This window comes from Ensifer sp. WSM1721, assembly GCF_000513895.2.
Lineage (GTDB): Bacteria > Pseudomonadota > Alphaproteobacteria > Rhizobiales > Rhizobiaceae > Sinorhizobium.
The window spans coordinates 484,748-497,785 of the sequence record NZ_CP165783.1 but is presented as its reverse complement, the minus strand read 5'-3'; the positions used below and the strand labels follow the sequence as shown (position 1 = coordinate 497,785).

The 13,038-nt window shown below is 62.7% G+C and carries 1 protein-coding gene (running past one end of the window); it reads right to left on the bottom strand.

The annotated features are described in order from the left end of the window. Nucleotides 1–13,038, bottom strand: partial view of a tandem-95 repeat protein gene (locus M728_RS20035; protein ID WP_026620367.1) — the 5' portion only. It extends 15,162 nt beyond the left edge of the window; the window shows 13,038 of its 28,200 coding nt (coding positions 1–13,038); it begins with the start codon at nucleotides 13,036–13,038; its stop codon lies beyond the left edge, outside the window.

Below are 13,038 nucleotides of genomic sequence, written 5' to 3'. Positions count from 1 at the left end.
GTAGGTGACCACGTGCTGGCTGATCGTCGCCGCCGTCCAGATCGTGCCGTCCGCGAACTCGATTTCCTCGATGCCGAGCCCGCCTGCGACGGCAGCGTTCATCGCCGCGAGTGACGGCACTTCGCCGCCGCCGTCGGCAGGCGCCATCTGCACGACAATTTTCGCGCGGGACGAAGCATCGGCTGCGTTCTCGTCGATCGAGAAGAAGAAGGCCCGCCCGCCGGCCCAGGAGACCCGTACGTCGGAAGGCAGGATATCGGTGAAGACCAGCCGGTCGTACTCACCTGGATTGGCCGTCCCGTCGTCGAAGATGTCGTTGCCGTCGCCGCGGGCATAGACATAGGTGTCACTGCCGCCGCCACTGACGGACATTTCCGGATGGTCGGCGTCGTAGATATGGGTGTTCGCCGGCGAGTTCGTGCGGATATCATCACCCGCCGTGCCGCCTTCAGACCCCATCGCGGGAACGGTCAGGCCGGAGGCGACGTCCTGCGTCGATATTAAGGTCCCGTCGTCCAGCACGATATCGCCGAAGGGGAAGCTCGCACTTCCGTCATTGCCGCCGGCCCAGGCGAAATCGGGGCGGAAGATGATCCGATCCTCGCTGGTGGTGAAGGTGAGGATGATCTCGCCGGGTTCAATCGGATCGGCCGAGAAGATCAGCTCATCGGCCGCAAAACCGTGAAGCTTAAGAACATTGACGACCTCGATGCCGGGCAGATCAACGATCAGGTCGCGACCGTCGCCGCGGGTGAAGTCATAGATGTCCGCTCCCGCGCCACCCGAAAGCACGTCGTTGCCGGCGTCGCCGGTCAGTGTATCCTGCTCCGGCGAACCGAACAGAACGTCGTCTCCCGCCGTGCCTTCGATGTCCGTATCGACGCCGATCAGGTTGGCAATGTCGGCCCGCGTCAGCACCGTCCCATCGTCGAGAACGATGTCGCCGAAGCTGAAACCGGATGTTTCGCCGTCCGGCGACAAGAAGGAAATCCGGTCGTCGCTGCCGAGGAAGGTCAGCGTTACGACCGAGGGATCGGCGCCAACCCGCGTGAAGACAAGGTCGGACGCTCCGTAGCCGGACAGGTGCAGCAGATTGAGATCCTGCGGCCCTTCCGTCGCCCCGTCGCCGGATGCGTCGAGAACGATGTCCCGGCCATCGCCGCGGGCGAACCGATAGACATCACTGCCTTCCTCGCCGATGAGGAAGTCATCACCAAGGCCGCCCGTGATCTCGTCGTTGCCGCCGCCCGCGCGCACGATGTCGTCACCCGCGAGCGCATCGACCACGTCGTTCAGCACGCCATGGGGGAGGACGTCGTCGCCCGTCGTCGGGGGTAGCGCCGGCATTGCCAGCGCGGCAATCGCCGCGCGGTCGAGCGTGACGCCATCGGCGAAGCTGATGGTGTCGACGCCGTTGCGGTAATCCGCCCCGAGGTCGAAGAAATCGCGGATGCGCAGCGAGCCACCGCCCTTCACATGGACGATCAGATCGTCGGCATCGTCCCAACCCGGCGCAAAGGTGACCGCGGTGGAGGCAATGCCGTCCATGGTCAGCGCGTTGACATCGGCCGGATCGTAGGCGTAATCGCTGATCGTGTCATGACCGCCACCGGCGGCATAGATGTAGCTGTCGGAGCCTGTCCAGCCGTCGAAAAGCTCGTTCCGGGCCGTGCCGACGATGGTTCCGTCACCGCCGACGTAGACCGTCTCGGTTGGATCGGCTGGATATTCGACGACCGCCGCCTTGATTGCCGCCGAGTTCCACACCGTGCCGTCGGCGAAGATGATTTGAGAGAGGAGCGACAGGCCGTCGGTGAAGCGGATGGAGTCCCTGCCGTCCAGGGTCTCGATCGTGATGCTGCTGTCGCGGAAGGTCCCGCCGCGGATGACGATATCTGAGGCGTTGAGGTCGGTGAGCTTGAGCGTGTCGCCATTTCCGTAAAGGACACCGCGTGACACGGTATCGTGCCCGTCGCCGCGAGCGAAGGCGATTGTATCCGTGCCAAAGCCGGTCTCGATGTTGTCGTCGCCCTTCCCGCCCGCGACCGTCTCGCCGTAGTCCCAGGTGACAATGAGGTCATCGCCGCTGCTCGCCAGCGAGGCGAGCAGGCGCGCACGGACGTCGCCCATGGTCCAGACGGTGCCGTCGTCGAACCGGATCTGTTCGATCGTGTCGGCAACGTCGCCGTTGAGCGTGTTTTCGATCGTCAGCGAGTCGTCGGAACCGGCGAAGCGGATCACCAGCGTATTGGCCGAGCCGCTGCCGTGCGAGAGCACCACCTCGGCGGGCGTGTACCCTGTGATGCGGACGACATCCGTGTCGCTGCCGCCGGCCTCCCTGATGCGGTCGGCCCCGTTGCCGCGTGCGAAAATGTAGGTATCGCTGCCGTCCTTGCCCGACAGCCAGTCGCTGCCGCCGGCGCCGGACAAGGTGTTGACCGCGTTGTCGCCGTCAATGACCTGGTCGGAATCCGGACTCGTGGCGCCGCCGACGTGATCGGCGATGTCCGCCATGGTCCAGACCGTGCCGTCGTCGAACACGATCTGCTCAACGTGGCCGGCAATATCGCCGTTGAGCGCATTGATGATCGTCAGACGGTCACCGGTCCCAGCAAAGCTGATCTCCAGCGTCGCGGGGTTGAAGCGCGAGGCCGTCAATGTCAGCTCGCCGGGCGTGTAGCCGCTTATGCGCAAAACATCCGTGCCGCCGTCACCTGCATCGGAAATGACGTCACGGCCGCCGCCGCGGGCGAAGAGATAGGTATCGCTGCCCGCTCCACCGGATAGCCGATCGTTGCCGAGACCACCGGCCAGCGTCTGGCTGCCAGCGCCTGTGGCGACGGCATCGTCGCCGCTGGTGCTCCAGCCGTTCGCCAGGCGCGCCTTGATGTCGGCGATCGTCCAGATCGTGCCGTCCGCGAAGCGGATCTGCTCGATCTGGTCTTCGTTGCTGCCGGTGAGCGTGTTGGCGATCATCAGCTCGTCGCTGGTGCCGGCAAAGCGCAGCACAAGCGAGGAGGGAGAAAGGCTGTCGGCCGAAACGGAGACATCGGCGGGAACATAGCCGTTGATGATGACGACATCGGTGTCGCCGTTGCCGTTGTCTTCGATCCGGTCGATCCCGTCGCCGCGGTTGAACGTATAGGTATCGCTGCCGTCGCCGCCGATCAGACGGTCGTTACCAGTGCCGCCTGTCAGGCTCTCGTTGGCGCTCGTGAGCGAAATCCAGTTGTCGCTGCTGAGATCCGTACCCGCCGGGAGGCGGGCAATGACGTCCGCCATGGTCCAGACGGTGCCATCGTCGAAGCGGATCTGCTCGACCTGGTCCTCGTTGCTGGCGTTGAGCGTGTTGACGATCGTCAACACGTCGCTGGTACCTGCAAAACGGATGACGAGCGTATCGGCGGAATCCGCCGACCGGGCGACCGAGACTTCCGAAGGCAGGTAGCCGGAAATGCGAAGGACATCGGTATCTTGCCAACCGTTGTCCTCGATCGTGTCCTGCCCGTCGCCACGCGCGAAGATATAGGTATCGCTGCCGTCGCCGCCTGCGAGCCGGTCACTGCCCAGCCCGCCTGCCGCCACATCATCGCTGTTGAAGGCGAAGACGGCATCGTTGCCGTCGGTCTTCCAGCCGGCAAGCAACCGCGCCTTGACGTCCGCGATCGTCCAGGTGGTGCCGTCGTCGAACCGGATCTGCTCGATCTGGTCTTCGTTGCTCTGCTCCAGCGTGTGCAGGATGGTCAGCCGGTCCTCGGTGGCGGCAAAGCGGATGACAAGGCTGTCGGACGAAACGGGCGAGCGCTCGAGGATGATTTCAGACGGGAGGTAGCCGGAGATACGAAGCGTATCCGTATCGTGCCAGCCATTGTCCTCGATCGTATCCTGTCCGTCACCGCGGGCGAATATATAGGCGTCGCTGCCATCGCCGCCGAGGAGGGCGTCGTTACCAAGGCCGCCACCGAGCGTGTCGTCGGCGTTGAATCCGACGATTCGGTCGCTGAAAGCCGTCTTCCAGCCGTTCAGCAGGCGCGTCTTGACGTCCGCGATCGTCCAGACCGTCCCGTCGTCGAAACGGATTTGCTCGATCTGGTCCTCGTTGCTCTGTTCCAGCGTGTGCAGGATCGTGAGCCGGTCCTCGGTGCCGGCAAAGCGGATGACGAGGCTGTCAGAGGAGACCGCTGACCGTTCAAGGATGACCTCGGACGGCAGGTAGCCGGAAATGCGCACCACATCGGTATCGTGCCAACCATTGTCCTCGATCGAGTCCTCGCGGTCGCCGCGGGCGAACACATAGGTGTCGCTGCCGTCGCCGCCGATCAAGAAGTCTGTGCCGGCGCCGCCGGCAACCGTATTGTCCGTGCCGAAGCCGACGATGCGTTCGCTGCCGTCCGTCTTCCAGCCGGCAAGCAGCCGCGCCTTGACGTCCGCGATCGCCCAGACCGTGCCGTCGTCGAAACGGATCTGCTCGATCTGGTCCTCATCGCTGACTTCCAGCGTGCGCAGGACGGTCAATTGGTCGTCCGTGCCGACGAAGCGGATGATCAGGCTGTCGGCTGGATAGGCGGCACGATCGAGAATGACTTCGGACGGCAGGTAACCGGAAATGCGGATCACATCCGTGTCGCGGTAGCCGTTGTCCTCGATCGTGTCCTGCCCGTCACCACGGGCGAAGAGATAGGCATCGCTACCGTCACCGCCGGAAATGCGGTCGTTGCCCTTACCGCCGGCGAGCTGTTCGTCGCCGGTGTAACCCATGATGATGTCGTCGCCATCCGAGCCCGCATCGGCAACGCTGAGCGCAAGAATCTGGGCATGGGTGATGGTCGAGCCGTCTTCGAAGCGTATGGTTTCGATGATGTCGTCCGCCGAACCGATGCCGCCGACGACGTAGACGCGGTCGTTCGTGCCTTTGAAGGTGATCGTGTAGTCGTTGGGCGCGGCCACCGACCGCTTTATCGTCACGTCTGCCGCGGTGTAGCCGCGGATCTCGATGACATCGGCGGGTGTGGAGGACGTCGAGCCGTTGTCCTCGATGACATCTTCGCCATCGCCGCGTCGGAAGACATAAGTGTCGCCGCCATTGCTACCGGAGAGATAATCATTGCCGCCTTCGCCAAACATCATGTCGGCGCCGCTGGTGCCCGTCAGCGTCTCCGCCTGGTCCGCCTGCCGCGAGGCAGCGAGCGCGAACATCACTTCCGTCATCGTCCAGACGGTGCCGTCCTGGAAGGTGATTTTCGAAATATGGCGGCCGTTCTGGTTGAAGCCGCCGATGACGATGATCTCGTCACCGCCGGCGAAGCGCAGGATGAAGTCGTTGGCGCGGTCGGGATGGCGGATTACCGTCACATCGGCCGGGCCATAGTCCGAAATCACCAGCTGGTTGATGTCGCCGGATGCGCCCTGATCGTTGATGACGTCGCGGCCATCGCCGCGCGCATAGCGATAGACGTCGCTGCCGGCCATGCCGGCCAGGAAGTCGTTGCCGGTGCCGCCGGTCAAAACATCGGCCTCGCCGGTGGCGATGATCTCGTCGTCGAAGGCGGTGCCGCGGTTGACGACTGTCTGGAACAGGAAGGCGCGCGACCAGACTGTACCATCGCCGAACTTGATGCTGTCGATGCCGCTGCCGCTTCCCATGCGCAGCAGGATCTCGTCGTCTGTACCAGCAAAGGTCAGGAGCAGATCGTCGCGATCGGCGACAGGCTTGCTGACGATAACGTCGGCAGGCCGGTAGCCGGTAATCTCCAGAACGTCAGTGCCGCTCGTATCGGCAATGACGTCGCGGCCGTCGCCGCGCGTAAAGAGATAGGTGTCGTTGCCGCCAGCACCCTGAATGTCGTCGTCGCCGGCCTTGCCGGCGATCCGGTCGGCAAGTGACGAGCCCGTAATGACGTCGTCGTTGGCGCTCGCCTGCGAGAGCATGGCGGCGGCGATGAAGGTAGCGCGATCCCAGACCACGCCGTCGGCGAACTGTATCACCGGAATATTGGCATTGCTAAGCGCACCGCGAATGCGCACAACATCGCCGGATGCCGGGAAGGTGATCGCGAGATCCTGGCCCGTGAGGTCGAGATGACGCACGACCGCATCGGTCGAATCGAGATCCTCGAAGATCAAGCGGCTGCCGGCCGCCTGCTGGCTGGTGTCGATGATGTCAGTGCCGTCGCCGGCCGCAAAACGCAGGATCGTCTGGTTGCCGGCATAGATGAGATCGTCCCCGCCCTGGCCACCGGCGTCGATCTGACTGCCGGTACGGGTGTCGATGATGTCGGCGCCATCGGTTTGCTGCGCCGCGACCAGAAGCCCCCAGACCTCGTCCATGGTGATGGCGGAACCGTCGGCAAAGACGAAGGATTCGATCCGGCCGGCGTTGACGTTGCGCAGGGCGCCGCCGAGGATGATCAGACTGTCGTTCGATCCCTCGAGCCGGACGAGCAGGTCGCCACTCTCGTCGGAGAAACGAACCATGCTCGAGTTGACAGCGGGGCCAAAGAGAACCCGATCGATGCCGGCGGTGTCCCGGACGGAGTCGTTCCCCAAGCCGAGACCGAAGCGGTAATCGTCGTTGCCGCTGCCGCCTTCCAACTCATCCGAGCCCGCCCCGCCGTCAATCACGTCGTTTCGGCCGTCGAAGCCGATCAGCACCTCGTCGCCGTCCGTGCCGACGAGCATACGCGTGCGTATTTCGTCGCGGCTTAGGATTGTGCCGTCAGCGAAGATGAACTGCTCCACCGGGCGTGTCGACAGGCCGTCAATGATGGTCAGCCGATCCTCGCCGTTGCCAAGATCGAAGATGAGATCGAAGCCATCGCGCAGAATCCTCAGCGTCGACAGATCGACCGTCGAGCCGAAGACGATGCGGTCGATTGCGCCAGCGACTCCGTCGGTCCGTTCCTGGATCGTGTCGAGGTCGTAGGCGGCACCGAAGGCGTAGGTGTCTCCCTCGCGCCCGCCGATCAGCGTATCGTCGCCTTCCCGTCCGTCGAGAACATTCGCGCTGTCGAGCGCCCCTTCGATCCGATCGTCGCCGCGCGAACCGCCGACGATTGCCAACCGCTCCTCGATGTCGGAAACGTGCCAGCGCGTTCCGTCCTTGAACTCAAACCATTCGATCTGATTCTCGATGGCGCGGAACTGGTTGCGTACGCGCAGCGTATCAGTGCGCTGGTCGACCGAAATCAGGAGGTCGTCGCCGTCCTTGGTGAAGACGGCATTGTGGATCGTGATGTCGTCGCCGAAGCGGATCGTGTCGTCCTTTTCCTTGCCGTAGCTGTCGTTCCAGCGCACCGCCCGCTGCCGGTCGACAATCACGTCGTTGCCGTAGCCGACGTCGAAGAGATAGGTGTCGCCGTCGCTGCCACCGATCAACGTATCGTCGCCGGCGCGTCCATCGATCGTCTCGGCGAAGTCCGTGCCGGTGAGCGTTTCGCCTGCGGCCGTTCCGACGAGGTCGATATCCTCCGGATTGAGATCCTTGTGGCTGACGATGCGGTCGGCAAAGACGAAGGTCTCAATCGCGTTCTGCTGTCCGCCGGCGCGGTTATACTGCTGCTCCAGGACGATCCGGTCATCCGTGCCGCGCAACTTCAGGACAAGCGTCGTGCCCGCACGTGCAAATTCGACGTCGTCGAGGTCGATGCCTTCGAGAACCAGCCGGTCGCGCTCGCCCTCGCTGTCGAAGATGGTGTCCGTGCCGTATCCGCGGGCGAAGACATAGGTATCCGACCCGCCCATGCCTTCGAGGCGATCATTGCCTTTGCCGCCGTCATGGTTATTGGCGATGTCGAAACCATAGATGGTGTCGTCGCCGTCGGTGCTCGAGAGGTCGATGATGTGCTGCGCGAGCTTGACGTAATCCCAGACCGTGCCGTCGGCAAATTCCAGCCGTTCGACCATGTCGCGGAAGCCGAACAGCAGCTCGGCAAGATACTGATCCTTGAGGATCACCGCGTCGTTGGTGCCTTTTACGCGCATGGTGACCGTGGCGGAGGCGCCGTCGCGTTCGAATTCGAAGTCGGTCCAACGCAGACCATCGGTAAGTTTCAGGGTGTCGTAGCTGCTGCCGAAGAAATCATCCGCCCCGTCCTCCACCACGTCGCGGCCGTAGTTGCGGCCATAGATGTAGGTGTCGTCCTGTGCACGGCCGACGAGGACGTCATCGCCATTGCCGCCGTCCAGCTTGTCGTCGTTGTTGAAGCCATAGATGATGTCGGCACCATCGGTCTTCAGATCGACCAGCACTCGCGCCATCAGGTCCTTGTGGCTCAGGAACGAGCCATCGGCGAAGCCGACATTCTCGATGCGGTGCGGGAAGAGAAGGCCAAGCAGCAGGACGTTTGCCCAGTAGAACTGGTCCTCGATCGTCACCTGGTCACCGGTGAGGTTGCCATTCGCATCGACGATGTCGATGACGAGATCGTTGCTTTCGCCGGCGCGGTAGAGCTTCAGGTTGTCCGGCGTGATCGAGCCGCCGAACTGCAGGAAATCATACTTCGCCTGCTCGGTGTCGCTCCACCAGTCGTTGCTCTCGACGATGCGATCCTTTCCGTCGCCGGCCAGGAAGACGTAGATGTCGCCGTCGCGGCCGCCACGCAATACGTCGTTGCCCTTGCCGCCCTGGATATAGTCTTTCGATTCTGTGCCGAGCACGAGATCGTCGGTGGCGAGCGGGTGGCTGACCGCCTTGGCAATCTCCAGCCGGTCCCAGATGACGCCGTCGGCAAACACAATCGATGCGATCTGTGTGGCCGGCGCAAAGTTGAACCTCTTGAAGAGCGGGTCGATCTTGTCGCCGAGGAACTGGTTCTTGATGCGCAGCACGTCGTCGGTGCCGAGGACCTGAATGACGAGATCCTGTCCGTCGCGCGTGGCGTAGACATCCGTCGATCGGGCATGGGCGAAACGCACCTGGTCCGGTTGTTCGCCGCGCATGATGTTGTCGACATCGGCGATCGTGTCCTGGCCGAAGTTCTTGCCGACGAAGTAGATGTCGGCGTCACGCCCGCCGTTGTATTCCTGGGCCGTCTCGGAGGTCACGTAGATGTAGTCGACGCCGGCCGTACCGTTGACCGCTTGGGCATCGGCCGCATTGTCGACGAGCCGCGTCTCGTCGACGCCGAAGGCGTTGAGCACGGCAGCGAGGTCGAGATCGATACCGACATTCTCGAAGGCCGGAAGCAGCATCTGGAACACGAAGGCCTTGTCGAGCTTCATCGTTCCGGTGACGAAGTTGCCGGTATTGTCCAGCTTGTAGTCGGGATAGACGACTTCGAGGATCTCTTCCCAGGCGACGAGATAATCATAGGCCGGGTCCGCGCCGTCGGGCGCGTGCTCGAAGATTGCCTCGAACATCGGCGCAAGCTCGCGATCCGTCGTCGCATAGAACTTGTCGGTCTTAACGTTGTAAGCAAGCCCGCGCGCGTAGTCCTGAAGCCCTCCCTGTATCGCCACGCGCACGGAGAAGGCGCGGCTGACGGTGATATAGTTGTCGACGACGACGCCCATGAGATCTATGGCAACGTCGATCGCCGAGCGGTAGGAACCGTCCGGGTTGGTATCGGAAAGATCGGAGTCGTCGTAGGTGCCGACGGAGTAGGTGATGTGATGGGTCACCGGGTCGATGGTCGCAACCATCATCTCCGGCTTGAACTCGATGCCGTAAGCGGAGGTGGCGAAATGGAACTGGCCGGCGGTCAGGATTTCGACGCGGTAGGCACTGTCCTCAGTGGAGTTCACCTCATCGAGCGTATCGAAGTCGATCGCATAGGAACGCAGGTTGAATTCGCCCGGTTGGCCGAGCTTATGCTGCAGTTCCAGCGCCCGATCGAGATTACGGGCCCAGACGTCGAAGGAGCCGTCCTCATCGGTGACGCGGACCGAATAGTCGACGACCTTGCCGTCAACCATGTAGACGCCCATGCGGTCGACAGTGAGGGCCGCATAGGGATTGTGGCCGAGCGCCTCGATGCGCCACTCCATGCCGGCGGGCGCCGCTTGGCCGCGGATGTCCTCGATGGTCGGAACGGCGATGACGTTGCCGGATGTGTCGCGAACGGCATTGCCGCTGGCAAGGCGCCAGGACCCGTCGGCATTTTGAATGCCGTAGTCGCGCACCACGACGCGGCCGTCGACCACTTCAGCGAGATAGGGCGCCGCATCGCGCTCCTCAAGCGCTGCCCCGCGCGAGGACGGCGAGAACATCTGCTCAAGCCGCCAGGTACCACCGCCGGCCGGCTGCGCCAGAAACTGCTCGAGCGCCGCCCGCTCGATGACATTGCCCTGGCGGTCGGTGACCGGCGCGCCGCTGGCGCGCTCCCACCAGCCGCCACTCGCGTCCTCGCGCCACACGCCGCGGTCGACCAATGTCGTACCGTCCGCATCGGTCTCGATGAGCACCGGCGTCAGCTCACGCGTCAGTTCCAGCGACTGCGCCCATTTGCCGAAGACCGGTGTGATCGCCTCGCGGATAGCCTTGAGCGTCGGCGTGGTCGCAGCGTTCGCAGCCGCGCGCACCACCTCCGCCAGTTCGAAATCGTTCGACGCCCCCACACCAAGCGTCGTCATCGAACCGAAGCCCTTGGCATCCGGCTGGCCGCTGCCCTTCAGCCAGGCCGCAACCCCGCGCTCGCCGCGGAAAACAGTGTCGGTCGGGTTGGTATCGAAGCCGACGTCGTAGAGCTTGCCGGTCGAGCCGTCGACGCGTGTGAATTCGCCGCGGCCGAACAGCGTGTTGCCCTGAGGCGTCTGCGTGCCGAGATCGGTGCGGCCCGTGCCGAGCGAGGCGATGCCGAGCGCCAAGAGCGTAGAGAGCTCGCCCTGATCCGTCACGCCGTCCTGGTCGAGATCGCGCCAAATGCGTAGTTGCGTGAAGGCCGTGTCGTCCGCGTTGATGACACCGTCGCCGTTGGCGTCGAGTTCGGCCAGGTGCGCAAAGCCTGACCGATCCGGCCCGCCGAACATTTCCGAGATATCGTCAATGCGACCATTGCCGTTGCGGTCGATCACGACGAAGCCGTCGTCCGGCCCGACCCAGCCAGTCTTTTCCGCGAAGAAATCCCCGTCGAGGTCGAAGTAGACGCCCGACTGACTTTCCGCCACCGTTTCGATGCCGTCGCCGTCAAGGTCGATGACGAGCGGGTCGTCGACGGGTTGCCAGCGGATCGCCTTGGTGAGGTTCCAGAACACGTCGATGTAGGTCATTAAGTGACCCCAGACGAAGTTCCAGAGCGAGATCTCCTTAGCACCCTCGCCGTTCGCAATGCGGAAGGTCATGCCGAGGTCGCCTGCGGCCGGACGGCCCCAGACCTCATCCTTCCAACCGCCGAACGTGTAGTTCTGAACCACCATGACGCGGTCGACAACGCCGTTGTCCCCATGGGTCGGATCGACGGCTTCGAGCACCGAGTCGATCAACGCGTTGTAGACGAGGAGCTGGCCGCTTTCCGTGTAGCCATAGAAGACGAACCAGAACAGCCAGTCGATCGCCAGCGACCCATCGCCGGCGTAGACACCCGCCACCGAATTGGAGCCACCGAGCAGCGGAAAACCGAACATCTGCAACAGGTCGTTCGGCTGCGCGTCCATGATGAACGTGCCCGGCCAGAACCAGAACACATCCGAATCCGTGACGCCCTCGCTGGAAACTCCGTCGCCATCGACCGTGTCCCCATAGAGTTGACCCATGGTCGTGGTATTGAAGAGGAAGTCCCGCCCCTTGCCACCAACGGTAATGGCACCGGTGCCACCGATGGCGACCACCCAGTCGTCGCCATCGCCGCCGTCAAGAGTCATGCGCAGATCTGTTTGAGCAATCTCGCTTTCGGGATCATTCGGGTCGAGCGGTTGGCCGGCGAAAATGTAAGTCGCCCTGCCGCCCGCCAAAATGTCGTTGCCCTCGCCCCCCAAAGCTTTCGTCGTGCCGCGCGCATAAATTTCGTCGTTGCCGCCCTTCGCATCGATGAAGGCATTGTTGCGGCCATAGAAGCGCTCGTTTTCACCCGTGCCTGTGACTTTGCCCGGCAGGGTTGGGTCGAGCGTGTCTACGAGATATTTGCGAGCGAGCGAATTAGGGCTCTCACCACCGGCGAAGACGGGCGCGTCGAAATCGACATCCATCGCATTGGCAACAACGCGCATGATGATGTCGAGATTGGCGGCGAGGTTCTGCCCCACCTGCTCGATAGTCTCGCCGATCTTGGGAATGATGTCCGCGAGATCGGCAGTGATCTTGCCGAGGAGTTCCACGCCATTGGTGATTGCATCGTAGAGGCCATAGGCGGCCCATCCAGCGGCAACAAACGGCGCAATGACAGGGCCGACGCCTGGTATGGCCGCAGTAAGTAGAATGGAACCGGTTATAACAACGGCGCTTATCACTGCGCTGACGGAATATTTAGCCGCCGTGCTCCAAAAATCGGACCAATCGCCGTCGAAGATCCCCTTCTTGAAGGGTTCGTAGGCCATGTTGAAGAATTCAACGATATCGCCGATGACGCCGCCGCCAGCACCGACGATGATCGAGTTCACCGATTTCTTGGCGATATCCAGCACGTCGGATGCGATGTCAGCGACCGCTCCGGCAATGGTCTTGATTACGTCAATGATGCCGGAAATTTTTTCCCGCAGAGTCTCGAACATGCCGGGAATACCCTGCTCGAGCGCGACAGCGGCAGCCAGCTGATCCACATCGGGGATGGGATCGGGAACCTGAGTCTTGTAGCCATCAAAGAGACTCCCGATGACGATGGTGCTAACTTCCTGGCTGAAACCGGGATGCTTATCTTTTATGAGTTTCTCAATAAGCGCCTTCTTCTCGGCGTCGATTTTCCCTAGCTCGACCTGCGCCTCAACCGCCGCATTCAAGTGTTCGATTCGAGCCGCCTCCACCCCCTTTTCATGCGTGTTCAGGAATTGCCCCATCATCCCGTCGATGGAGGCTTGGAGAGCGGGGTTGTCCGCAATTGTAATTATTTGCTCGTTTGTAAGCGCACGCCCGATGCCAGCATCCCAAGCGTTCATGTAGGTCTGAAACAT